Origin of the sequence: Azospirillum sp. CT11-132 (assembly GCF_047302835.1) — a bacterium.
GTDB lineage: Bacteria > Pseudomonadota > Alphaproteobacteria > Azospirillales > Azospirillaceae > Azospirillum.
The window spans coordinates 1,499,723-1,522,342 of record NZ_JBGLZA010000003.1; the positions used below are offsets into that span (position 1 = coordinate 1,499,723).

General features: G+C 67.3%; 22 protein-coding genes and 1 pseudogene. 13 read left to right on the forward strand and 10 right to left on the reverse strand.

Annotation, left to right across the window (positions count from 1 at the left end; all coding sequences use genetic code 11):
* Positions 1–76: 76 nt before the first annotated feature.
* Complete coding sequence (ligA, locus tag ACCD06_RS12805; RefSeq protein ID WP_413342495.1) at positions 77–2,458, reverse strand: NAD-dependent DNA ligase LigA; 2,382 nt, start codon at positions 2,456–2,458, stop codon at positions 77–79.
* Between the two features lie 121 nt (positions 2,459–2,579).
* On the opposite strand from ligA, the gene ACCD06_RS12810 reads away from it, so the two are divergent.
* Positions 2,580–3,098, forward strand: coding sequence for a hypothetical protein (locus ACCD06_RS12810; RefSeq protein WP_109073954.1), 519 nt, complete (start codon positions 2,580–2,582; stop codon positions 3,096–3,098).
* A 145-nt stretch (positions 3,099–3,243) separates the two neighbouring features.
* On the opposite strand, the gene guaB is transcribed toward ACCD06_RS12810, so the two are convergent.
* From guaB to ACCD06_RS12830, 4 genes are all read right to left on the reverse strand, one after another.
* Positions 3,244–4,722: an IMP dehydrogenase gene (gene guaB / locus ACCD06_RS12815; protein ID WP_109073955.1), complete on the reverse strand. Its 1,479-nt coding sequence runs from the start codon at positions 4,720–4,722 to the stop codon at positions 3,244–3,246.
* Positions 4,723–4,854: 132 nt separating this feature from the next.
* Positions 4,855–5,562: an RlmE family RNA methyltransferase gene (locus ACCD06_RS12820; RefSeq protein ID WP_109073956.1), complete on the reverse strand. Its 708-nt coding sequence runs from the start codon at positions 5,560–5,562 to the stop codon at positions 4,855–4,857.
* An 85-nt stretch (positions 5,563–5,647) separates the two neighbouring features.
* Positions 5,648–6,658: a Ppx/GppA phosphatase family protein gene (locus ACCD06_RS12825; RefSeq protein ID WP_247882797.1), complete on the reverse strand. Its 1,011-nt coding sequence runs from the start codon at positions 6,656–6,658 to the stop codon at positions 5,648–5,650.
* Between the two features lie 145 nt (positions 6,659–6,803).
* Positions 6,804–8,027 carry an ABC transporter substrate-binding protein gene (locus tag ACCD06_RS12830; RefSeq protein ID WP_413341064.1) on the reverse strand — a complete coding sequence of 408 codons (1,224 nt, stop codon included), beginning with the start codon at positions 8,025–8,027 and terminating at the stop codon, positions 6,804–6,806.
* Between the two features lie 565 nt (positions 8,028–8,592).
* Between ACCD06_RS12830 and ACCD06_RS12835 the strand changes: the two genes are divergently transcribed.
* The 9 genes and pseudogenes from ACCD06_RS12835 (at position 8,593) to ACCD06_RS12875 (ending at position 18,061) form a co-directional block, all read left to right on the forward strand.
* On the forward strand, positions 8,593–9,939 hold the full coding sequence (locus tag ACCD06_RS12835) for an ABC1 kinase family protein (protein ID WP_413341066.1): 1,347 nt from the start codon (positions 8,593–8,595) through the stop codon (positions 9,937–9,939).
* Positions 9,940–10,133: 194 nt separating this feature from the next.
* On the forward strand, positions 10,134–11,162 hold the full coding sequence (gene queA / locus ACCD06_RS12840; protein ID WP_413341068.1) for a tRNA preQ1(34) S-adenosylmethionine ribosyltransferase-isomerase QueA: 1,029 nt from the start codon (positions 10,134–10,136) through the stop codon (positions 11,160–11,162).
* Entirely contained in the window at positions 11,159–12,400 is a 1,242-nt protein-coding gene (tgt, locus tag ACCD06_RS12845; RefSeq protein ID WP_136704341.1) for a tRNA guanosine(34) transglycosylase Tgt, read from the forward strand. Before queA ends, tgt begins: the two co-directional genes overlap by 4 nt.
* Positions 12,393–12,857, forward strand: coding sequence for a preQ(1) synthase (queF, locus tag ACCD06_RS12850; protein WP_109073962.1), 465 nt, complete (start codon positions 12,393–12,395; stop codon positions 12,855–12,857). Before tgt ends, queF begins: the two co-directional genes overlap by 8 nt.
* Complete coding sequence (gene queG, locus ACCD06_RS12855) at positions 12,844–13,932, forward strand: tRNA epoxyqueuosine(34) reductase QueG (protein WP_413341071.1); 1,089 nt, start codon at positions 12,844–12,846, stop codon at positions 13,930–13,932. Before queF ends, queG begins: the two co-directional genes overlap by 14 nt.
* Positions 13,933–14,016: 84 nt before the next feature.
* Positions 14,017–14,343, forward strand: a complete 327-nt coding sequence (locus tag ACCD06_RS12860) for a hypothetical protein (RefSeq protein ID WP_413341073.1) — start codon at positions 14,017–14,019, stop codon at positions 14,341–14,343.
* Between the two features lie 61 nt (positions 14,344–14,404).
* Positions 14,405–14,746: pseudogene (locus ACCD06_RS12865) on the forward strand (GNAT family N-acetyltransferase); the annotation flags it as partial.
* 432 nt (positions 14,747–15,178) lie between these two features.
* Positions 15,179–15,535, forward strand: coding sequence for a sterol carrier protein domain-containing protein (locus ACCD06_RS12870; RefSeq protein ID WP_413342497.1), 357 nt, complete (start codon positions 15,179–15,181; stop codon positions 15,533–15,535).
* Positions 15,536–15,655: 120 nt separating this feature from the next.
* Positions 15,656–18,061 (forward strand): methyl-accepting chemotaxis protein, encoded by a 2,406-nt coding sequence (locus ACCD06_RS12875; protein ID WP_413341076.1) that lies wholly within the window; start codon positions 15,656–15,658, stop codon positions 18,059–18,061.
* A 63-nt stretch (positions 18,062–18,124) separates the two neighbouring features.
* Here ACCD06_RS12875 and ACCD06_RS12880 read toward each other — a convergent pair whose 3' ends face one another.
* On the reverse strand, positions 18,125–18,604 hold the full coding sequence (locus ACCD06_RS12880; RefSeq protein ID WP_413341078.1) for a CYTH domain-containing protein: 480 nt from the start codon (positions 18,602–18,604) through the stop codon (positions 18,125–18,127).
* A 160-nt stretch (positions 18,605–18,764) separates the two neighbouring features.
* On the opposite strand from ACCD06_RS12880, the gene ACCD06_RS12885 reads away from it, so the two are divergent.
* A complete protein-coding gene (locus ACCD06_RS12885) occupies positions 18,765–19,010 on the forward strand; it encodes a hypothetical protein (protein ID WP_413341080.1) in 246 nt (81 codons plus the stop codon).
* Positions 19,011–19,032: 22 nt separating this feature from the next.
* On the opposite strand, the gene ACCD06_RS12890 is transcribed toward ACCD06_RS12885, so the two are convergent.
* Positions 19,033–19,188, reverse strand: coding sequence for a DUF3309 family protein (locus tag ACCD06_RS12890; RefSeq protein WP_082860756.1), 156 nt, complete (start codon positions 19,186–19,188; stop codon positions 19,033–19,035).
* A 325-nt stretch (positions 19,189–19,513) separates the two neighbouring features.
* Between ACCD06_RS12890 and ACCD06_RS12895 the strand changes: the two genes are divergently transcribed.
* Entirely contained in the window at positions 19,514–19,861 is a 348-nt protein-coding gene (locus tag ACCD06_RS12895; protein WP_413341083.1) for a hypothetical protein, read from the forward strand.
* A 16-nt stretch (positions 19,862–19,877) separates the two neighbouring features.
* Here the strand turns inward: ACCD06_RS12895 and ACCD06_RS12900 are convergent, their stop codons facing one another.
* The gene (locus ACCD06_RS12900; protein WP_413341085.1) at positions 19,878–20,798 is read right to left on the reverse strand and encodes a CDP-alcohol phosphatidyltransferase family protein; all 921 of its coding nucleotides are present in this window, start codon (positions 20,796–20,798) and stop codon (positions 19,878–19,880) included.
* Positions 20,795–21,493, reverse strand: coding sequence for a phosphatidylserine decarboxylase (locus tag ACCD06_RS12905; RefSeq protein ID WP_413341087.1), 699 nt, complete (start codon positions 21,491–21,493; stop codon positions 20,795–20,797). Before ACCD06_RS12905 ends, ACCD06_RS12900 begins: the two co-directional genes overlap by 4 nt.
* A 131-nt stretch (positions 21,494–21,624) precedes the next feature.
* Here ACCD06_RS12905 and ACCD06_RS12910 point away from each other — a divergent pair, with 131 nt between their 5' ends.
* Complete coding sequence (locus ACCD06_RS12910; protein ID WP_413341089.1) at positions 21,625–22,095, forward strand: hypothetical protein; 471 nt, start codon at positions 21,625–21,627, stop codon at positions 22,093–22,095.
* A 26-nt stretch (positions 22,096–22,121) separates the two neighbouring features.
* On the opposite strand, the gene ACCD06_RS12915 is transcribed toward ACCD06_RS12910, so the two are convergent.
* Positions 22,122–22,562 (reverse strand): DUF29 domain-containing protein, encoded by a 441-nt coding sequence (locus tag ACCD06_RS12915; protein ID WP_413341091.1) that lies wholly within the window; start codon positions 22,560–22,562, stop codon positions 22,122–22,124.
* Positions 22,563–22,620: the final 58 nt, after the last annotated feature.

The following is a 22,620-nucleotide window of genomic DNA, read 5'->3' on the forward strand; positions in this document are numbered from 1 at the left end:
ACTCCCCCCATCCCCGTCCGTCAATCCGACCGAACGGGGATGCGACATTTTGGCGAACGCGGGATTCGGGATCAGGTCAGCCGCCGATCCTGGCCAGCCATTCGTCCTCGGTCAGGATCTCGACGCCCAGTTCCTTGGCCTTGGCCGCCTTGCTGCCCGCATCGGCTCCGGCGACCAGATAGTCGGTCTTGCCGGAGACGGAGCCCGCCACCTTGGCGCCCAGCGACTCGGCGCGCGCCTTCGCCTCCGACCGGGTCATCCGCTCCAGCGTCCCGGTGAAGACCACCGTCTTGCCGGCGATGGGGGAGTTGCTGGCCTTCGGCACCTCGGCCTCCAGCACGGTCAGCCTCTCCATCAGTCCGTGGACGATGGCGAGGTTGCGCTCTTCGGCGAAGAAGCCGGCCAGTTCCTCCGCCGCGACCTCCCCCACATCGGGGGTGGCGACCAGATCGAGCCAGGGCTGACCCGGCGCCTGCCCGGCCGCGCGCTCCATCGCCGCCCGCCACTCGGCCAGCGTGCCGTAGCGTTCAGCGAGCGCCTGTGCCGCCGGCTTCTTGACGCCCTTGATCCCCAGCGAGGCGATGATGGTCTCCAGCCGAAGCGCATCGTTGCCGGCCCCATCTTTGCCAGCATAGAAATCCAGCTTCGCCCCACACTCCGGATCGGCGAACCAGCCGATGATGGCGTCGGCGGTGGCACGGCCGACACCCTTCAGCTCGTGCAGGTCGCGCCAGTCCTGGCCGGGCATCGCCCGTTCCGCCGCCAGCATGCCGTCGACCCAGCCCTGCATGGTCTTGTACTGGCGGGCCAGCGACTTGGCCGTCACCTCGCCGACATGGCGGATGCCGAGCGCGTAGATCACCCGGTGCAGGTCGATGCCGCTGCGGCGCTGCTCGATCGCCTTGAACAGGTTCTGGACCGACTTCTCCTTCCAGCCCGGCCGGCCGATCAGTTCGACACGGCCCTCCAGGGTGAAGATGTCAACCGGGGACTTGATGAAGCCCTCGTCCCAGAACTCCTCGATGATCTTCTCGCCCAGCCCTTCGATGTCGAAGGCGTCGCGCGAGACGAAATGGCGGAGTCGCTCCTTCGCCTGGGCCGCACAGATCAGGCCGCCGGTGCAGCGCCGCACCACCTCGCCGGCCTCGCGGATGGCGAGGCTGCCGCAGACCGGGCAGGTTTCCGGTGCAACATAGGGGATGGAGTCGGCGGGGCGCTGGGACAGCACCACCTCCACCACCTGCGGAATGACGTCGCCGGCGCGTTGGACCACCACGAGGTCGCCGACGCGGATGTCCTTGCGGGCGATCTCGTCCTCGTTGTGCAGGGTGGCGCGGCTGACGACGACGCCGCCGACGGTGATGTCCTCCAGTTCCGCCACCGGGGTCAGCGCACCGGTGCGGCCGACCTGGATGGTAATCGCCTTCAGCCGGGTCTGAGCCTGCTCGGCCGGGAACTTGTGGGCGATGGCCCAGCGCGGCGCCCGGCTGACGAAGCCAAGCCGCTGCTGGAGTTCCAGGCTGTCGACCTTGTAGACGACGCCGTCGATGTCGAAGGGCAAGCCAGCACGACGCCGGCCGATGCCCTCGTAATAGGCCAGCAGCTTGTCCTTGCCGTCGCACAGCTCCGCCGGCCGGTTCAGTTGGAAGCCCCAGCCCTTCAGCCGCTCGCGGATACCCCATTGCGTCTCTGCGATCGGTTCCGACACCTCGCCCAGCGCATAGCCGAAGAAGCAGAGCGGCCGGGCGGCTGTGATGGAGGGATCGAGCTGGCGCAGGCTGCCGGCCGCCGCATTGCGCGGGTTGGCGAACAGCTGCTCGCCCTTCTCCGCACGGGCGGCGTTCATCGCCAGGAAGTCGTCGCGGTTCATATAGACCTCGCCGCGGACCTCCAGGACTTCCGGAAAGGGAGCCGGCAGGCGGTGCGGCACGTCACGGATGGTGCGGACGTTGGCGGTGACGTTCTCGCCCTCCGCCCCGTCGCCGCGGGTGGCGGCCAGAACCAGTTCGCCCCTCTCGTAGCGCAGCGAGCAGGACAGTCCGTCGATCTTCGGTTCCGCGACAAAGGTCAGCGGCGCATCGTCGGACAGACCGAGGAAGCGGCGGACGCGGGCATCGAACTCTGCCACATCCTCCGGCGCGAAGGCGTTTCCCAGCGATAGCATCGGGACGGCGTGACGGACCTTGCCGAAGCCGGCGGCCGGAGCGGCGCCAACCCGCAGGCTGGGCGAATCGGCACGCCGCAAGTCTGGAAAACGCGCTTCAACGGCGAGGTTGCGGCGGACCAGCGCGTCATAGTCGGCGTCGGAGATCTCCGGCTGGTCCTGCTGGTGGTAGAGCCGGTCATGATGGGCGATCTCGGCGGCCAGCGCCGCCAGCTCCGCCGCGGCCTGGTCCGGCGTCAGGGCATCGACGGCGATGCTGCGGGGATCGGGCGGCGTGTCGAACAGGTCCTGCATGGCGCGTCTCATGACGAATCGGGAGCTTCCGAAGAAGGGCCGCGCAGGATAGCGCATCGGGCGACTGCGAGGGCAAGTCCCTATATACTGGCTGACACACCCTTCGGAGTCCGCTGGCCTGATGAGCAAAGCCTATCTGCCGGACCTGCGCATCGACGACCGCATGATCGTCGCCGCCGCGCTGGACCGCATCCTCTACGACGATCCCGACCATTTCGCGGCCGAAGACGCGCGCACCGTGCGCCGGCTGATCCCGCACAGCCGCTCCGCCTGGCTGCGGCTGGGCTTCCGCGCCGAGCGGCAGGGACCGTCAATGAAGGGCGAGGCCGCCGGGATCGGCGATGTGCGGATGGAGGGCGACAAGAAGGTGGTGGAGGGCAGCGTCGGCGAATCGGCGACTTGGCGCTGCGGCCAGTACAAGATCACCAACCACGGCAGCGACCTGGAAATCTGGCAGGTGATGAGCGACGAATACGCGCCCGAGCCCAAGGGCGCCCGGCTGGAGTTCGACGAGAAGGGCGAGCCGGAACGGCTGACCTTCTTCCAGCCGCGGGATATCGAACTGCGGATACCCTTCACCAGCCTCGCCGTCGGCGTGCGGCTGGGCGGCTGGCAGCCTTGGAAGCTGGTGGCAAGCTAGCCCCCCACCTATCCTCCCCCGCTGGGCGGGGGAGGGACTGCCGCTATCTTCCTAAACAAGCACTTGTCTCCTCCCCCGCCCAGCGGGGGAGGATTAAGGTGGGGGCAATCGAAGACGACTATTCACGAACGCCCCCAACCTCACGTCACCCCTGCCGGTAGTTCGGCGACTCGTTGGTGATGGTGATGTCGTGGACGTGGCTCTCGCGCAGGCCCGCGTTGGTGATGCGGACGAACTGGCACTTCTCGCGCATCTCGGCGATGGAGGCGCTGCCGGTGTAGCCCATGGCCGCGCGCAGGCCGCCGACCAGCTGGTGGATGACCGCCGACACCGGACCCTTGTAGGGAACGCGGCCTTCGACGCCTTCCGGCACCAGCTTCATGGTCGAAACCTCCTGCTGGAAGTACCGGTCCGCCGAGCCGCGCGCCATGGCGCCGACCGAGCCCATGCCGCGATAGCTCTTGTAGGAGCGGCCCTGGAACAGGATGACCTCGCCCGGGCTCTCGTCGGTGCCGGCGAACAGGCTGCCCAGCATGGCGACGCTGGCGCCGCCGGCAATGGCCTTGGCCAGATCGCCCGAATACTTGATGCCGCCGTCGGCGATCACCGGGATGCCGTGCTTCTCGCACTCGTCCACCACATCCATGACCGCGGTCAGCTGCGGCACGCCGACACCGGCGATGATGCGGGTGGTGCAGATGGAGCCCGGACCGATGCCGACCTTGACGGCGTCCACACCGGCGTCGATCAGCGCCTTGGCCGCTTCCGCGGTGGCGACGTTGCCGGCGATGACCTGGGTGTAGCTGGACATGGCGCGGGCGGCGCGGACCTGCTCCAGCACCTTGGCGGAGTGGCCGTGCGCGGTGTCGACCACCAGCACGTCGACGCCGGCGTCGAACAGGGCCTCCGCACGGGCCAAACCGTCATTGCCGGTCCCGGTGGCGGCGGCGACGCGCAGGCGGCCCTTGCCGTCCTTGCAGGCGTTCGGATAGGCCTGCGCCTTCTCGATGTCCTTCACGGTGACGAGGCCGATGCAGCGGTAATCCTCGTCGACGACCAGCAGCTTCTCGATGCGGTGCTGGTGGAGCAGGCGCTTGCCTTCCTCCTGGCTGACGCCCTCGCGGACGGTCACCAGCTCCTTGGTCATCAGCTCACTGACCGGCTGCTTGGGATCGGTGGCGAAGCGGACGTCACGGTTGGTCAGCATGCCGACCAGCTTGCCGCTGCCGAGCTGATCGCGGCTTTCCACCACCGGGATGCCGGAAATGCGGTAATCGGCCATCAGCTGCAGCGCGTCGGCGAGCGTGGCGTTCGGCGTGATGGTGATCGGGTTGACGACCATGCCCGACTCGAACCGCTTGACCTTGCGGACCTCTTCGGCCTGCTGCTCGATGCTCAGGTTGCGGTGGACGACGCCGATGCCGCCGGCCTGGGCCATGGCGATGGCGAGGCGGCTCTCGGTCACCGTGTCCATCGCCGAGGACATCAGCGGGATGCCCAGCTCGATGGTCTTCGTCAATCTTGTCCGGGTGTCCACGTCGTTCGGCAGGACCGAGCTTTCGGCCGGAACCAGCAGCACGTCGTCGAAGGTCAGGGCTTCGCGGATTTTGGTGTCGCGCGCCATGTGTGAATCTCCCGGAAGATAAACGTGGCGCACTTATACACAAGACCATGGGCTTGTGAACCCGTGCGCACACAGCATCTGTCATGCAAGTGCGAAAAGAGGTCCCCTCCCGCTTCGGGAGGGTGAAATGGTTCAGTCCTCGGCCTTGCCGCCGCGGAAGCCGGTGGCGACGACATAGGTCTCGGACGACTCCGCGCGGCTGGCCGGCGGCTTGGCATGCTTGACCACGGCGAAGTCGCGCCGCAGCCGGTCGAGCAGCGAGCGCTCCGCCCCGCCCTGGAACAGCTTGGCGACGAAGGCGCCGCCGGGGGCCAGCACCTCCTCGGCGAAATCGTAAGCCGCCTCGGCCAGACCCATGATGCGCAGATGGTCGGTCTGCTGGTGCCCGGTGGTGGGGGCGGCCATGTCGCTCAACACCAGATCGGCCGGGCCGCCCAGCGCCTCCTTCAACGCCTCGGCGGCGCCTTCCTCCAGGAAGTCGGCCTGCATGGTGGTGGCGCCGGGGACCGGGTCCATCGGCAGGATGTCCAGCCCGACGACCTTCCAGCCGTCCTTGGCGGTCTGCACCTTCTCCACCGCGATCTGCGTCCAGCCGCCGGGGGCGGCGCCGAGATCGACCACACGCTTGCCGGGGCCGAGCAGGCGGAACTTCTCGTCCAGTTGCAGCAGCTTGAAGGCCGCGCGCGAGCGGTAGCCGCGCTTGGTCGCCTCGGCCACATAGGGGTCGTTCAGGTGGCGCTCCAGCCAGCGCTTGGAGGATTCCGTGCGCTTGCCGGCGGTCTTCACACGGACCGTGGCACGGCGCCCGCCCGGGCGCGTCGACGGAGTCTTTTCGGTCATGATCGCTGCAGTTCCTCGGTCATCCGGCGCAGGCGGGGAGCCTTTCCCCTCCTGTCCAATCATCTATCCGGTCGCATCGACCGGTTTATTCGCCGGCGGCCCCGATCAGGTCCACCAGAATTCCTTCGCGTAAGCCGCGGTCGGCGATGCGCAGACGCTCCACCGGCCAGACGTCGCACAGCGCGTCCAGAACGGCGCAGCCGGCGACCACCAGATCGGCGCGGTCCTGGCCGATGCAGGGATGGCGGGCGCGGCCGTCGAAATCCTGGGCGACCAGATGGTCGATCACCGCGCGGGCATGGTCCACCCGCAGATAGCTGCCGTCCACCGCCCGCCGGTCATAACGGCAGAGCCCCAGATGCACGCCGGCCAGCGTCGTCACCGTGCCGGAGGTGCCGAGCATCTGCACCTTGCCGGCGGCGATGCGGCTCTGGATACGGTTGCGCGCCTCGAACGGGGCGATGGCGTCGGCCACCGCCTCCACCATTTGGGTGTAGTTGACGCGGGTGACATCGGGGCCGCCATATTCCTCGGTCAGCCCGATGACGCCGCAGCGGATCGAGGTCTGGTCGAGCAGGCGCGGCGCCCTGCCCTTCTCCACCTGCAGCCACATCAGCTCGGTGGAGCCGCCGCCGATGTCGAAGACGATGGCATAGGGATGGGTCGGCTCCAGCAGCGCGGCGCAGCCGGCCAGCGCCAGCCGCCCTTCCTCCTGGCTGGAGATGATTTCGAGCGGGATGCCGGTCTCGCGCTCCACCGCCTCGACGAAGGCGGCGCCGTTGGCGGCGCGGCGGCAGGCCTCGGTCCCGACCGCGCGCACGGCGGTCACGCCCCGGCGCTCGATCTTTGAGCCGCAGACGCGAAGCGCCGCGATGGTGCGTTCCATCGCCGGCTCCGACAAGTGGTCGTTGCGGCTCAGCCCCTCGCCCAATCGGACGATGCGCGAAAAGGCGTCGATGACGCGGAAGCCGCCCGGCGCCGATTTGGCGATCAGCAGACGGCAATTGTTGGTGCCGAGGTCCAGCGCGGCGAAGACCGGGCGCACCAGCGCCGACGAACGCAACCGTCCGGTGTCGTTCTGCCGTTCGCTTTGCACCTGTAGATCCACGTACCGTCCCCGCCGTGCCTAAAGAGCGGAGTGTAACCCGGATCGCTGTCCGGCGGGAACCCTTCTCGACTCGGTTTCCGCCGGCGGCGACCCGCAGGTCACATCTGCGCCAATCACTTGGCTTTCACAAATCTCACTTGGCCTTCACGAAGGGGCAGGTGCTGGACTCGATCGGCAGGAAGGCCTCCGATGCCGGGATGCTGCGGACCTGCTTGTAATAGTCCCACGGCGCCTTGCTCTCCGCCGGGGCCTTCACCTGATACAACTCCAGATCGTACAGCACGCGACCGTCCTTACGGATGCTGCCGGGGGTGCCGAAATAATCGGTCGGCATCGCCTTCATCGCAGCGGTGACCGCCTCGGCATCGGTGGTGCCCGCCGCCTTGACGCCCTTCAGCCAATGCAGGGTGGCGAGGTAGGTATTGGCCTGCTCCTTGGTCGGCATCTTGCCGTGACGCTCGAAGAAGCGCTTCGCCCAGGCCCGGGTCTGGTCGTTCTTGTCCCAATAGAAGCCGCTGGTGACGTACAGCCCCTTGGCGAGGTCGAGACCCAGCGAGTGGATGTCGGTGATGAAGACGATGTAGCCGACCAGCCGCTGGCCGGACTGGGTCAGCCCGAACTCGCCCGCCTGCTTGATGGTGCCGATGGTCTCCGCGCCAACATTGGCGAGCGCCACCACCTTGGCGCCGCTGCCCTGGGCGCTGAGCAGGTAGGAGCCGAAATCGCTGGTGCCCATCGGGTGACGCACGCCGCCGACCACGGTGCCGCCGGCCTGTTTGATCGCCTCGGTTGCCGCCTTCTCCATGGCGGAGCCGAAGGCGAAATCGGCGGTGATGAAGTACCAGCTGGTGCCGCCCGACTGCACCACCGCCTTGGTGGTGCCGACCGCCAGCGACGCGGTATCGTCGGCCCAATGGATGCTGTAGGGCGAGCACTGGGCGTTGGTCAGCTCGGTCGTCGTCGCGGCGCTGATCATCAGCACCTTCTTTTTCTCGCGCGCGACCGCCTGCACCGCCAGCGCGACCGAGGAGACCGGGATGTCGGTCACCATGTCGACGCCTTCGCGGTCGAACCAGCTGCGCACGATGTTGGACGCCACGTCCGGCTTGTTCTGCATGTCGGCGGACAGCACCTCCACCGGCCGGCCGAGCACGTTGCCGCCGAAATCCTCCACCGCCATCCGGGTGGCGAGCACCGCGCCCGTCCCGCCGATGTCAGACGCGAAGCCCGCCTCATCCGCCAGCACGCCGATGCGCACCGGCTGGGTGGTCTGCGCCTGTGCGGAATGTGCCGCCGCTGACAACGCCGTCGTGGCAAGCAAGGCCGCCAGTGTGAAAGGCCTTAGAAAACGCCCCATGCGATCCTCCCCATCCCCGATTTTGCGTAACGGGTGCGTGCGCCGGGCTGCGACGTCCTGCCGCACCGTTCCTGTCCGTGGATAGCGGGATTTGGTTTCAGGCGCAAACAGTATCGTTTGCAACGTATTCCCCGGCGCCTTGCGAACCTCGCATCGGAAGAGTCCACGCAAAACAAAAGCCCTCGCTCCGAACTGGGGCGAGGGCTTTCGCATCGGGCATCAACGGCCCAAATGGTGTCGCCAATCAGGCGAGATAAAACTGAGCTATATCGGCCGAACAGTTCGGCAATATCACGTAAGCGCCGGTGGAGTCATGATCTTACTCACCCTCCCTGGTATCGGTCTCTACTGTTCCGCCCAAGCCATCTGCTTGAACGGTAAGGCGTTTCCGATGCTCGCTCACTTCACCTCAGTGTCGATTACTGTAAGACGAAGCCTGCTCCCCTTTCACAGAGCTGTCAAGAAAATCGCATGCTGCGGCGCAGTATCATTTTGGGAGGTTCGATCGCCCGTCCAATCGGGGGAGGGCTGGCCTTTTGCCGGGGCCGAACCCACCTTGTGGGGCATGCCGGAACACGATGAGAACACATGGGGCGGGCGGGTCGCGCGATATGCGCGGGTCGGCACCGCCGTTGGCGGGCTGGCCGCGCGGCTGGCGGGCGAGCGCGTGCTGGGAATCCGCGTGGAGCGGGAACGCCACGCGGCGGAACTGCGGGCGGCGCTCGGCGGGCTGAAAGGACCGCTGATGAAGGTGGCACAGATCCTGTCCACCATCCCCGACGCCCTGCCGAAGGAATACACCCAGGAACTGGCCCAGCTACAGGCCGACGCGCCGTCGATGGGCTGGCCCTTCGTCAAGCGGCGGATGGCGAGCGAGCTTGGTCCCAACTGGCAGTCGCGGTTCCGCAGCTTCGAGCACACGGCCGCCGCCGCCGCCTCGCTGGGGCAGGTCCACAAGGCCATCGGACCGGACGGGCGGGAGCTGGCCTGCAAGCTGCAATATCCCGACATGGCCTCGGCGGTGGAGGCCGACCTGCGGCAGTTGGGCCTGATCTTCGCGATCTTCGAGCGGACCGACAGCGCCATCTCCACCCGCCAAATCCAGAAGGAGATCGGCGCCCGCCTGCGCGAGGAGCTGGATTACGAACGCGAGGCCAAACACGCCCGACTTTATCAGTCGATGCTGGCCGGCACACAGGGCGTCCATGTGCCGGACGTGGTGCCGGAGCTGTCGAGCAAACGGCTGCTGACCATGGGCTGGGTGCATGGCCGCAAGATCCTGGAGTTCGTCGCCGAGCATCCGGAGGCCCGCGACGAGTTGGCGATGAACATGTTCCGCGCCTGGTACGTGCCCTTCTACAATTACGGCGTCATCCACGGCGACCCGCACCTGGGCAACTACACGGTCCGGCCCGACCGCTCGATCAATCTGCTGGATTTCGGCTGTATCCGCGTCTTCAAGCCCAGCTTCGTCAAGGGCGTGATCGACCTCTACAACGCCCTGCGCACCGAAAACCGCGAGCAGGCTGTGGAGGCCTACCGCACCTGGGGCTTCGTCAACCCGTCGAACGAGCTGGTCGACGTGCTGAACATCTGGGCGCGCTTTGTCTATGCCCCGATCATGGAGGATCGCCAGCGCAAGATAGAGGAGACCAACGGCGGCCATTACGGGCGAGAGACCGCCGGCAAGGTTCACGCCGAGCTGCGCCGCGTCGGCGGCGTCGAGATCCCACGCGAGTTCGTCTTCATGGACCGCGCCGCGGTGGGGCTGGGTTCAGTCTTCCTGCATCTGAAGGCGGAGTTGAACTGGTACCAGATGTTCCAGGGTCTGATCCGCGACTTCGACGTGAACGAACTGGCGGCGCGGCAGAGCGCGGCACTGGCGGCGCAGGGGTTGCCGCAGGCGGAGTGAGGGGGTGCCAATCCTTTGCCCCCTCCCCATCCCTCCCCCGCCGTTGGCGGGAGAGGGGGCAGGAGCTTTGGCGAGATACGGCGGCAGTTCCCTCTCCCGCGGAACGCGGGGGAGGGTTAGGGAGGGGGCATAGGATTGGCACAGCCCAGACCCTTCCCATCCGCCCACCGTTCAGTCTATAGCTTGCCCCTCCCATGAAGACCGCCGATTTCGACTTCGACCTGCCGCCCGACCGGATCGCCGAGCATCCCGTCCGGCCGCGTGACGCCGCCCGCCTGCTGGAGGTGGGCCAGACCTTGCGCGACCTCATCGTGCGGGACCTGCCGACGCTGCTGCAGCCGGGCGACCTGATGGTCGTCAACGACACCCGCGTGATTCCCGCCCGGCTCGACGGCCGGCGGGGCGAGGTGGCGGTGGAGATCACGCTGCACAAACGGTTGGGCGAGCGGGAATGGGCGACCTTCTCCAAGCCCGGCAAGCGGCTGAAGCCCGGCGACACCATCGTGATTGCCGAGGACTTCAGCGCCGAGGTGATCGCAAAGGACGGGATGGAGGTGCGGCTGCGCTTCTCCGCCGGCGGGGCGGAGCTGATGGAGGCGCTGCACCGCCATGGCCGGATGCCGCTGCCGCCCTACATCCGCCGCAAGGCCGACGAGGGCGACAACGCCGACTACCAGACCGTCTTCGCCGCCCGCGAGGGCGCCGTCGCCGCTCCCACCGCCGGGTTGCACTTCACGCCGGAACTGCTGGCGGCGCTGGATGCGCGCGGCGTGCGGCGGGTACCGGTGACGCTGCATGTCGGCGCCGGCACCTTCCTGCCGGTGAAGGTCGACGACATCGCCGACCACAAGATGCACAGCGAGTGGGGCGAAATCTCTCATGAAACCGCCGCGGCGGTGAACGAGACGCGCAAGGCCGGCGGCCGGATCGTCTCGGTCGGCACCACGGCACTGCGCATCCTGGAGACGGCGGGGCGGGAGGACGGGACGCTGGTTCCCTTCAGCGGCGACACCGACATCTTCATCACCCCCGGCTACCGTTTCCGCATCGTCGATCTCTTGTGGACCAACTTCCACCTGCCGAAATCGACCCTGTTCATGCTGGTCTGCGCCTTCGCCGGCTATGACCGCATGCGGGCGGCTTATCAGCACGCCATCGACACCAACTATCGCTTTTTCAGCTACGGCGACGCCTCGCTGCTGCACAGGACGGACCCATCATGACCGGCATCGGCTTTGACCTTCTGGCGACCGACGGGCGGGCGCGGCGTGGCCGCGTGACCACCGCCCACGGCACCATCGAGACGCCGGCCTTCATGCCGGTCGGCACCGCGGCAACGGTGAAGGCGATGACCACCGACGCGGTGGCCTCGACCGGCGCGGAAATCCTGCTGGGCAACACCTATCACCTGATGCTGCGCCCGACGGCGGAGCGGGTGGCGCAGCTGGGCGGACTGCACCGCTTCATGAACTGGGACAAGCCGATCCTGACCGACAGCGGCGGCTTCCAGGTGATGAGCCTGTCCGACCTGCGCACCATGTCGGAGGAAGGCGTCACCTTCAAATCGCACCTGGACGGCAGCCGCCACCACCTGACGCCGGAACGCTCGATCCAGATCCAGCACATGCTGGACAGCAACATCACCATGTGCCTGGACGAGTGCACGCCCTTCCCGGCGACCGAGGCTCAAGCCGAATCGTCCATGCGCCTGTCGATGCGCTGGGCGCGCCGCAGCAAGGACGCCTTTGTCGAGCGGCCCGGCTACGGCCTGTTCGGCATCGTCCAGGGCAGCGTCTATCCGGAGTTGCGGGCGGAGAGTGTCGCCGCCCTGAGCGACATCGGCTTCGACGGCTACGCCATCGGCGGCCTGGCGGTCGGCGAGGGTCAGGAGACGATGTTCCGCGTGCTGGACTTCACCGAACCGCTGATGGTCAAGGACCGCCCGCGCTACCTGATGGGCGTCGGCCGGCCGAGCGACCTGATCGGCGCCGTGCGGCGCGGTGTCGACATGTTCGACTGCGTGATGCCGACCCGCTCGGGCCGCACCGGACAGGCCTTCGTCCGCCGCGGCACCATCAACATCCGCAACGCCCGCCATGCCCATGACGAGCGCCCGCTCGACGCCGACTGCACCTGCCCCGCTTGCCGCAGCTACAGCCGGGGCTATCTGCATCATCTGTTCAAGGCGGACGAGATGCTGGGGCCGATGCTGCTGACCTGGCACAACCTGCATTACTACCAGGACGTGATGCGGACGATGCGGCAGGCCATCGAGGACGGCAATTTCGAAGAGGTCGCCAGCGCGATGGAAGCCCGCATGAACGAAGGCGACATCGAGGCGACCGTCGACCCCATCGCCAAGCCCGGCAAGCCGCCGAAGCAAGGCCGCCCGCCGAAGGCGGGCAAAGACAGCGATCCGCCGAAGGCAGAGCGGGTGGCGGAGGAAAAGACCGATGACTGAGAACATCTATGCCGGCCTGACCCAGCTCGGCGGCTCTACCGTCCAGCCCAAGACCCCGGAGGAGGCGGTGCTGGAGCGGGTGCCGAACCCGAATCCCGGCACCCCCTACTGCGTGCGCTTCACCGCGCCGGAGTTCACCTCGCTCTGCCCGATCACCGGCCAGCCCGATTTCGCCCATCTGGTCATCGACTATGTGCCCGGTGACTGGCTGGTGGAATCGAAGTCGCTGAAGCTGTTCCTGACCAGCTTCCGCAACCACGGCGCCTTCCACGAGGCCTGCACCGTCGGCATCGGCAAGCGGCTGGTGGACGAGTTGTCGCCGGTGTGGCTGCGCATCGGCGGCTACTGGTATCCGCGCGGCGGCATCCCCATCGACGTCTTCTTCCAGACCGGCGAACCGCCGAAGGGCGTCTGGATCCCTTCGCAGGACGTCCAGACCTATCGTGGCCGCGGCTAAGCCCGCTCCGCTGGCGTCCGCCGACCCGGCGCGGCTGCGCGACGCCATCCGCGACCGTGCGCTGGCGGTGGGATTCGACGCGGTGGGATTCGCCCCCGCCGCGCTGGGACCGGAGGCGCGCGAGCGGCTCGCCCGCTTCGTCGCCGCGGGCCGGCATGGCGACATGGGCTGGATGGCAGAGCGCAGCGACCAGCGCAGCCATCCGCAATCCCTGTGGGACGAGGCGCGCACCGTTATCGCGCTCGGCACCAGCTACGCCCCGCACGACGACCCGCGCCGGCTGGCGGAGCATCCCGACCGCGGCGTCGTCTCCGTCTATGCCCGCAACCGGGACTATCACGACTTGGTCAAGGGGCGGCTGAAGACGCTGGCCCAATGGCTTGCCCACCAGACCAAGGCGGGGGTGAAGGTGTTTGTCGACACCGCCCCGGTGATGGAAAAGCCGCTGGCGGCGCAGGCCGGGCTCGGTTGGCAGGGCAAGCACACCAATCTGGTGTCGCGCGACCATGGCTCCTGGCTGTTCCTGGGCGAGATCTACACGACGCTGGAGTTGCCGCCGGACCCGCCGGCCCGCGACCGCTGCGGCTCCTGCGACCGTTGCCAGACCGCCTGCCCGACCGCCGCCTTCCCGGCTCCCTACCAGATCGACGCTCGGCGCTGCATCAGCTATCTGACCATCGAGCATAAGGGGCCGATCCCCGACGAGCTCAAGCCGCTGATGGGAAACCGCATCTATGGCTGTGACGATTGCCTCGCCGCCTGCCCCTGGAACAAGTTCGCCCGCGCGACAAGCGAACCCGCCTTCCTGCCGCGGGCCGAATTGACCGCGCCGCGGCTGGCCGATCTGGCGCAACTGGACGATGCCGGTTTCCGGCAGGTGTTCAGCGGCTCCCCCATCAAGCGCATCGGCCGCGACCGCTTCGTCCGCAACGTGCTGGTCGCCATCGGCAACAGCGGCGATCCGGCGTTGCGACCGGTGGCCGAGGCCCTGCGGGAGGACGGCAGCGACGTGGTGCGCGAGGCGGCCGGATGGGCAGCGGAAAGGTTGAGCAGCGCGACAAATGCACACGCTTGAGTGAGATTTCTTCAAACTGACGGCACTCCCCGCCTACCTTGTCGGCGCCCGCGCTGTTGCGCTATCATCCTTGCGGAGGCGTACATGTCGAACAATGCCGAAATTCTGAACGCGATCCTGGATCTGAAGACCCACTTCGACGGGAAGTTCGAGCGGGTGGAACAGCGGCTTGACCGTGTAGAACAGCGTCTCGACAGCGTGGAACAGCGCCTCGACCGGGTGGAGCAGCGGCTTGATGGCGTCGACCAGCGCCTTGACGGCATAGACCACCGCCTCAAAGACCTGCAGGTCACCGTCCACAATCAGGGCGAACGCATCAGCCGGATGGAAGGCCGCCTGGATGAACAGTCGCGCATCCTTGCCGCTCTGATCCCGACCCGCGTCGCCGCGGTCCCGCCCGCCGCAGAATGAGCGGAGGACGGCCGTCTCCCTCCCCGCTCCACATCACGGGTATGGCCCGGCCCATCCGGACGAACTGAGCGACGTCGCTCACCTCGCGCGGCTCGGCTTCGGGCTGTCGCGCGATCTGTTCGACCGCTATGCCGGGCTGTTCGGCATCGACAGCATCCGCGTCTTGAGAGTTCCACGACCCACGGGCACCGTATTGGCCGCCTGTGCCGCGCACTGGATGATGGAGCAGTGGTTCGGCGGACGCCCGGTTCCGGTGCAGGCCATCGCCATGGTGGCGGTCGACCCGGCCCTGCGCGGCGCCGGTCATGGCAGCGCATTGATGCGGGCCCTGATGATGGAAGGGCGGAATGCCGGGGCGGCGCTTTCGGTCCTCTGCCCGGCAACCCTACCCTTTTACCAGCGACTCGGCTTCGGCCGCGGCGGTGTCACCTGTCGCTGGAGCGCCCCGCCGATGGCCTTCGCACAAGCCGGGGCGACGGCAGCCTCCCTCCTGCCCGCGGATCCGCTCGATGCCGCGCCGCTGGCGATGCTCCGCCGGCCGATGCTTGCGGAACAGAACGGCCTGCCGGAACGGACAGAGGCGCTGTGGACGCTCGCCCTCTGCCCCGATGGCGAACCGGCCGACCTCTATCGCAACGACGACGGCTATATCGCGGTGACGCCGCCGCAGGACCGGCGGCTTGCCGTCGCTGATGCCTGCCTGCCCTCGCCGCGGGCGCTGGAGCCCGCCATGGCCCTGTTGGCCGGTTTCCGTGCCCAGGTCGACCGGGTGACTTGGCGCGGCGGCCCCGACGACACGCTGGCGCTGATGGCCGGAGACGGCGTGACGCTGGAGATGCGCGAGGAGTGGCTGATCCGCCCGCTCGATATAGCGCTGTCGCTGGAGGCGCGCGGTTATCCGGCCGGCCTGTCGGAATCTGCCACTTTTGAGATAAAAGATCATTTAATCCCCGGTAACTGCAGGAAGTATCACCTTGAGGTTGTTCAATCCAGGGGAAACATCTCCGAAATGGAGCAAGTCATTGAACCACCGATCCGCCTGGGCGTGGCCGCCTTCGCCAGTCTGTTCACGGGGCATGCAAGCGCTCGTTCATTGTGGAGAACCGGTTTGCTTCATGGTGAAGAAAAGATGATCGACCGGTTGCACCGCATATTTTGCGGCGCACCGTCGTGGATGCCCGACCGCTTCTGAAATAAGTGGGTTTCCTGACCTGAATCAAACCGGACGTTAACCGAGCTGTGGTTCAATCGTCCCAATGATCGGGAGAAAAGGGTCGCCGCACAGGCGATGCCATCGGGGAGTCCAAAATCCATGACGATCGGAACGCGGATCGCGCTTGGCTTCGCCGCCGTGCTGCTGCTGACCGTGGGCGTGGCGTTCGTCGGCTGGAACAGCCTGAGCACCTATGCCGAGCGGGTCGATTTGGCGTCACACACCGCCGACCTCGACACCCGGCTGAAGTCGGTCCGGCTGGAGGAGGCGCGCTTCGTCACCGAACGCGATGCCAAGGCCGCGGCCAATGTTCCGGGAATGCTGGACGCCCTGCAGAGCGAAGCGCAGGAAACCCGCGCCGCCCTGACCGAGGGCGAGGGCCGGCGTCTGCTGGACGAGGTTCTGTCCGGCATCGACGGCTACCGTGGCGCCTTCGCCAATTTCGTCGCACAGGACGGCGAGGCGCACGCCCGCACCGCCAGCATGGAAACGCGCGCCCGCGCGCTGCGTGAGATCGCCGAAAAGATCGGCAAGCAGCAGTCCGAACGCTATGATTTGAACATGGCCAGCAAGCGCGGCGCCGATACCGAGCTGCGCCACAGCATGGATACGGCCGAGCGCGCGAACCGTGTGATCGAACGGGTTCTGGAAGTCCGGCGTCAGCAGAGCGAACTCCGCCGCAACACGGACGAGGCGCTGGCCGACCGCATCGTGGCGGCGCTGGACGAGCTGGTGGAGACCACCGACACCGTTGCCAAGGACCTCGTCGGCACCAATGACGAGGAACTCGCCGCCCGGATCGCCGGCGATGCCCGCGCCTATCACGATACCGTCAAGGCCCTGCGCAGCAAGGGCATCGCGGCGCTCACCGAGGCGGGGGTGGCCACCGGACTCGACGAGGCCGCGCGCGGCGTGCAGGAGCGCGCGGTGGAGTTGCAACAGAATCAGGCAATGGTGACCGAGGCCCTGAGCGAAGCCTCCAAATACGCCCAGAGCGAGGTGAACGAGGCGGTGATGCTGCGCGGTCTGGCAATGCGGCTGGTGCAGGGCGCCCAATCCGCGATGCTGGGCCAGCGCGATTTTCTGCTGACCGGCACGGCCGACGCCAAGGCCATGGTCGACACCGCGGTGAAGGAGATCCTGGGGCTTGCCGAACAGGCCGGCGCCGTTCTGGTCGACCAGGAAGGGCGCGCGCTGATCGCCGCCATCACCGAAGCCGCGCGGGCCTTCGACTCGGAATTCGCCTCGCTGTCGTCCGCCGTCGCCAAGCAGCACGAGGCATCGGCGGCGATGGCCAAGGCGTCCGCGACGGTCAGCGGGCAGGTCGGCCGGCTGGTCAGCCTGCAGCGCGACGACCGCGAAGCCGGGCGCGCCAGCGCCGGGATGGTGATCGCCGTGGGGGCCGCCGTTGCGCTGATCCTCGGCATGCTGATGGCCTGGATCATCGACCGTGCCATCACCCACCCGTTGCACGCCATGACCGGCGCCATGGGCCGGCTGGCCGAAGGAGACCTGACTGTCGACGTCCCCGGCAGCGACCGCAAGGACGAACTGCGCAACATGGCCGCCGCCATGACCATCTTCAAGGACAACGCCCTGGAGATGCGGCGGATGGAGCGCGAGCGGGAGGAGATGCGCATCCAGATCGACGCCGACCGTCGCCGCACGATGAACGAGTTCGCCAACGGCTTCGAACAGGCGGTGTCGGGCGTGGTCATGTCGCTGACCGAATCGGCTAACTCGCTGGGCCGGGATGCGCAGGAGATGTCGTCGGACGCGGCGCTGACCACCGCGAAGTCCACCGCCGTCGCCACCGCCTCGCAGCAGGCGACCGCCAACGTGCAGACGGTCGCGGCGGCGGCGGAGGAGTTGTCGGCTTCCATCGCCGAGATCTCCCGCCAGCTCAACGCCAGTTCCGCCACCGCCTCCGGTGCCGCCGATAAGGCGGTGCAGACCAACAGCATCGTCGAAGGGCTGTCGCTCGCCGCCGAGCGGATCGGCCAGGTCGTCGGCCTGATCGGCGAGATCGCCGAGCAGACCAACCTGCTGGCGCTCAACGCGACCATCGAAGCCGCCCGCGCCGGTGAAGCCGGCAAGGGTTTCGCCGTGGTGGCGACCGAGGTGAAGAACCTCGCCGGCCAGACCGCCAAGGCGACCGAGGAGATCTCCGCCCAGGTCGCGGAGATGCAGACCGCCACCACCAGCGCGGTGGACGCCATCCGCACCATCTCCGAAGCCGTGACCGCCATCAGCGGAACCGTCACCGACATCGCCCATGAGATGGAGCAGCAGGGCAGCGCAACCCGCGAAATCGCCCAGAATGTCCAGCAGGCGGCCGAAGGCACCCAGCAGGTGATGCGCAACATCGCCGAGGTGACCACCGCCGCCACCAAGACCGGCGGCGCCGCCGATGCGGTCCTGACCGCCAGCCGCACGCTCGCCACCCAGGCCGACCGCCTGCGCGGCGAGGTCCAGGGCTTCCTGAACAAGGTGCGGACAGCCTGATTTTTCGAGCCTGCTTTTTAGGAGGCGTGCGGCAGCGGAGCCGCACGCCCGACCTCCGCGCCGTCAGGCCGCGGCGGCCGACCAGCGCCGGATCGGCGCGCGGGACAGGGCGGAGTTGCCGTAGGCGCGCAGGGTGGTGACCTCCGCACCGATCCAGTCCGGCAGCGGCACCATCTGGTCGGGAGAGTCCAACTCGACTTCCGCGATGACCAGCCCGGCATTTTCGCCGTGGAAGACGTCGATCTCCCAGCACAGCCCATCCTGACGGTGGCGATAGCGCGTCTTTTCGATCACCCGCCCTTCGCAGCCATGGAGCAGAAGTTGGCAGGCGAAATCCAGTGCCAGCGGGTGTTCCACCTCGTCCCGGCAAGCGCCCCGCTTCAGCGATTTTATCGTCAATGTGGCGCAGTCCTCCGCAATGCGGACGCGGACCGTGCTGGCGCCGTCAGACGGCAGGTATCCCTGGAGGATTCGGATGCCATCCCGGCAGAGATGCCGGACATCCTTGCGGACCAGAAAGCGCCGCTCGATTTCCAGTGCCATGGCTAGGCCCTTCGGACGATCTCGCCGACGACCCTAGCGGAAAGTCCCTGCCGGCTTCAACCTCGTCGCTCTGTGCGGAGCGCAACCGAGACTGCATGCGCCCGGACTATGATGTGACGATCGGTCGCTACAGGTCTGGGAATGATGCTATCGTCGGTCGATGAACGCCGATCTCTCCGCCTGGATTCCTGGGGCCCTGTTTCCCTGGCTGGTCCTATTCGTCCTCTATGGGCTGCCGCTTCTGCATGTGGCGCTGTCGCGCCGTGGCGGCGGCTGGCGCCCGCCGGCCGGATCGCGCTGCCCGTTCGGGCCACGCGCCGGCTGGTTGGTGATGGTGCTGATGCTGGGGCCGGTCGGATGGCTGATGTTCGCGCTCCGCCGGCCCCGCCGCGCATCTGGCAGATAGCATCAGACAGACAGGCTGGGGATCAGATCCGGCCCATCAGCAGCAGAACGATCAGGACGATCAGCAGCACGCCGAGGATGCCGCTGGGACCGTAGCCCCAGCCACGGCTGTGCGGCCAGGCCGGAACGGCACCGAGAAGCAACAGAATCAGGATGATGAGCAGAATAGTGCCGAGCATGGCCTTCTCCCTTCTGGTGGAGCATTTGTGACGGACAAGCGGAAACTGAACGGCATCCCCTGGACTTTGTTCCTGTCCGGCTCGAACGTGACCGCTTGCCACCACCAAGGGGGAAGGGCGCTCCTCCGGCGCTCCCCAAACGCGACGCGCCCAACCGTTCGGCGAGTTCACCCCTGTTGACTGTCGGCGACAGGCCGCTTAGGCTCCTCTCCATGATCGTGCATCGCTTCGACGGCATTCTGCGAATTAGCGGCCCGGTTCTCCTTTGAGAGCCGGGGATTTCGCTCGTCCATTCCGCAGAACCGTCTGAAGGCCCGATCACGCCATGTCCAAGACCATGAACACCGCTGCCGCATCCGCTTCGGATGCCCGTGTTACCGCGCCCGGTCGCCGCGTCGCCTTTTCCCTGGTCGCCGACGCCGATCCCGGCACCCTGCCCCGCATCCTCGAATATCTCGCCAAGCGCGGGCTGGTCCCGCTGGCCCTGCACAGCCGGCTGACCGACGATACGCTCGCCATCTCCATGGAGGTCGGCGACCTGCCGCAGGCGGAGACCGACCATATCGGCCGCTGCCTGGGACAGATCCCGATGGTGGCGCGGGTCACCGTCGCCGAACTGGCCGCCACCGGGTCTGCAGCCGAACTGGTGGCGGAACTGGCTGCGGCGGAATGAGAAGACGGGAAGCCGGTCAGACCGGCTTCCTTGGCTCACCCCCGGGGGTCGTGGCTTCGGTGGCCTGCGACTCCGGCGGCTCGGGATACTGCGACTCGGGAACCGGCTCCTCGATCTCCGTTCGCATCAGTTCTGCGGCACGCTGCAGCTTGCGGAACTGGGCGATGGAGAATGGCAGGCTGACCATATAGACGGTGCCGACGATGGACAGCGTCCACCAGGGCTGGCTGACCATCATCGCGGCCAGCAGGCCGACACCGGCCAGCGCCGGTACCACCCAATGGGCCGGAACCCGCGCGCCTTTGAAGGAGAAGGTCGGCAGGGTGCTGACCATCAACCCGCCGATCAGCAGCGTCCACGGCACGATGACCGCCGGATGTCCGGGATATTGCGGCCCGATCTCGAACCCCAGGATCATCGGCAGCAGCACGAGGCCGGCACCGGCCGGCGCTGGTACGCCGGTGAAATAGTTGTAGGCCCAGGGCGGCAGATCGACCACGCCGAGACGCGAGTTGAAGCGCGCCAGACGCAGCGCACAGCACACGGCATAGGCCATGGCGGCGATCCAGCCCAGGCTGCCCGCCCCGTTCAGCCCCCACAGATACATCATGAAGGCCGGCGCGACGCCGAAGCTGATGGCGTCGGACAGGCTGTCCAACTCCGCCCCGAACTTGCTCTGTCCGTTCAGCAGACGGGCGATTCGGCCGTCCAGCGCGTCCAGGATGGCGGCGATGACGATGGCGATGACCGCCGGCTCCCACCGCCCCTGCATGGCGAATCGGATCGCCGTCAGGCCGGAGCAGAGCGCCAGCACCGTCAGGACGTTCGGCAACAGGTGGTTGATCGACAGCCCTTTCAGCCGTGGATGCGGCCGGCCGGGACGGCGGGCCCGGTGCGGGCGGAAGATTTGCTGGCGGAAGACGGGCGGTCGTTTCATCGCCGCACGTCCCCTTGCCGTTGCGGTTCGGTGCCGTTCAGGTCGGCCAGGATCGTCTCGCCGCCGATGGCGGTCTGGCCGACGCAGACCAGCGGAGACACGCCGTCCGGCAGATAGATGTCGGTGCGGCTGCCGAAGCGGATCAGGCCGAAGCGTTCGCCCGCTTTCACCTGCTGCCCGGCCTTCACCCACCACAGGATGCGGCGCGCCACCAGCCCGGCGATCTGGACATAGGCGATCTCGCGCCCGTCCGGCAGGCGATGGCGGAAGGCCATCCGTTCATTCTCGTCGCTCGCCTTGTCCAGCGCGGCGTTGACGAAGGTGCCCTTGTGGTATTCCGCCGCCACGATGGTGCCGTCGGCCGGCACACGGTTGACGTGGACGTTGAAGACGTTGAGGAAGACGCTGATCCGGGTCAGCGCCTTGTCGCCCATGCCCAATTCCTTCGGCGGCACGGCCTGGACGATCATGGTGACGCGCCCGTCCGCCGGACTGACCAGCAGGCCGGGCCGCGTCGGCGTCACCCGGTCGGGATCGCGGAAGAAATAGGCGCACCACAGGGTGAGCACCAGGCCGATCCAGCCGAGCGGCGCCCAGACGGCGAGACCGAGGATCAGGGAAACCACGGCGAATCCGGCGATGAAGGGCCAGCCGGCACGGTGGATGGGGACGACGACGGTATCGATGGCGGACATCGCCTGCTTTCTTCGTATTTTCAGACCACAGCGAACAGCCATTCTAGCTGTGCGTTCCGAGCCTTTACAGAATTTTAGCGGCCAGCGCCCATGCTGTCGTTTCCGTCGACCCAGAAGCCGAGCGTGCCGCCTTGTCCGTTCCCGATCTGAAGACCATTCAATCGCTGGCCGAAGTGCCGGACGGCGCCCTGCCGATCAATCCCGGTTCGATCGAGGTGACGCCGGAAGGCGTGCTGGGCATCGCCAAGCCACCCCGCCCCTGCAAGCTGACCTTCATGGCCGACGGCCTGCCCTTCAACGTCGCCGTCCGGCACGAGGGGCCGGAGGAAGGCGGCGGGTCGATCTGCCAGATTTGGGCCGATGTCGGCCATGTTCCCTACACCGCCCAGGCCCCGGAGCGCCGCCGCGCCCTGCTCGCGGTCCTGCGCGGGATCGAAGGGCTGCCGCATGTCCGCTTCATCGTCCAGGGCGGGCAGAAGATCATCCTGTTCTCGGAAATCCGCCTGGAACATCACGCCTCGCCCGAGGACCTGTTCCACCAGACCACCCTGGTCCTGCAGGAAGCCCGTCCGTTCCTGCGGCTGCTGGGCGAGTATCTGTAGCGCGAGAAGGCGTCAGGAGGCGCCGCTCAGGCGTCCGGCCAGAACGACTCGTCCATCATCTCGGCGAAGCTCCACGGGCACTCCGAGGGAAAAACTCGACGCGAAATGCCGGTTTCGCGTTCGGCCGCAATCAATGAAAGCCGGTATGCATCCTCTACGGACTCCCCAAGCGATGACTTGAGGCTCAGGTTGTCACGCAAATGGGCGGCCAGCCGATAGCGCTGCTCCTCAATGCTGAGGCGCCAGCTGTTGCCACGCAGCGGCGCCTGATAGCGCCATTTCAGCAAATGAAGGAGCAGAACGACCAAGCGGTTGACCAGTTCACGCTTCTCGCTGCGCCCCATGCTCTCGATCTCCTCGGCGATGTGCTCGATGTCCGCCGCGTCGAGCTTGCCGGCCCGCAGAAGGGCCGCCTGTTCATTCGCCCAGGCGTAGAAATCGCGGTCGTAGAGGCTGCTTCCATCCATCGCCCCCCCCCCCACATCGCCGATCCGCACGGGCGGACCGGAGGCACACTCCCCCGGT

Bases quoted from the DNA above. Each gene is read 5' to 3' on its own strand.
- ACCD06_RS12900 (WP_413341085.1), bottom strand. From the start codon at position 20,798: ATGAAACGACCGCCCGTCTTCCGCCAGCAAATCTTCCGCCCGCACCGG.
- ACCD06_RS12870 (WP_413342497.1), top strand. From the start codon at position 15,179: ATGCGCGAGGAGTGGCTGATCCGCCCGCTCGATATAGCGCTGTCGCTG.
- guaB (WP_109073955.1), bottom strand. From the start codon at position 4,722: ATGGCGCGCGACACCAAAATCCGCGAAGCCCTGACCTTCGACGACGTG.
- queA (WP_413341068.1), top strand. From the start codon at position 10,134: ATGAAGACCGCCGATTTCGACTTCGACCTGCCGCCCGACCGGATCGCC.
- ACCD06_RS12860 (WP_413341073.1), top strand. From the start codon at position 14,017: ATGTCGAACAATGCCGAAATTCTGAACGCGATCCTGGATCTGAAGACC.
- ligA (WP_413342495.1), bottom strand. From the start codon at position 2,458: ATGCAGGACCTGTTCGACACGCCGCCCGATCCCCGCAGCATCGCCGTC.
- ACCD06_RS12830 (WP_413341064.1), bottom strand. From the start codon at position 8,027: ATGGGGCGTTTTCTAAGGCCTTTCACACTGGCGGCCTTGCTTGCCACG.
- ACCD06_RS12915 (WP_413341091.1), bottom strand. From the start codon at position 22,562: ATGGATGGAAGCAGCCTCTACGACCGCGATTTCTACGCCTGGGCGAAT.
- queF (WP_109073962.1), top strand. From the start codon at position 12,393: ATGACTGAGAACATCTATGCCGGCCTGACCCAGCTCGGCGGCTCTACC.
- ACCD06_RS12880 (WP_413341078.1), bottom strand. From the start codon at position 18,604: ATGGCACTGGAAATCGAGCGGCGCTTTCTGGTCCGCAAGGATGTCCGG.
- ACCD06_RS12820 (WP_109073956.1), bottom strand. From the start codon at position 5,562: ATGACCGAAAAGACTCCGTCGACGCGCCCGGGCGGGCGCCGTGCCACG.
- ACCD06_RS12905 (WP_413341087.1), bottom strand. From the start codon at position 21,493: ATGTCCGCCATCGATACCGTCGTCGTCCCCATCCACCGTGCCGGCTGG.
- ACCD06_RS12890 (WP_082860756.1), bottom strand. From the start codon at position 19,188: ATGCTCGGCACTATTCTGCTCATCATCCTGATTCTGTTGCTTCTCGGT.
- ACCD06_RS12895 (WP_413341083.1), top strand. From the start codon at position 19,514: ATGTCCAAGACCATGAACACCGCTGCCGCATCCGCTTCGGATGCCCGT.
- tgt (WP_136704341.1), top strand. From the start codon at position 11,159: ATGACCGGCATCGGCTTTGACCTTCTGGCGACCGACGGGCGGGCGCGG.
- ACCD06_RS12875 (WP_413341076.1), top strand. From the start codon at position 15,656: ATGACGATCGGAACGCGGATCGCGCTTGGCTTCGCCGCCGTGCTGCTG.
- ACCD06_RS12810 (WP_109073954.1), top strand. From the start codon at position 2,580: ATGAGCAAAGCCTATCTGCCGGACCTGCGCATCGACGACCGCATGATC.
- ACCD06_RS12885 (WP_413341080.1), top strand. From the start codon at position 18,765: ATGAACGCCGATCTCTCCGCCTGGATTCCTGGGGCCCTGTTTCCCTGG.
- ACCD06_RS12835 (WP_413341066.1), top strand. From the start codon at position 8,593: ATGCCGGAACACGATGAGAACACATGGGGCGGGCGGGTCGCGCGATAT.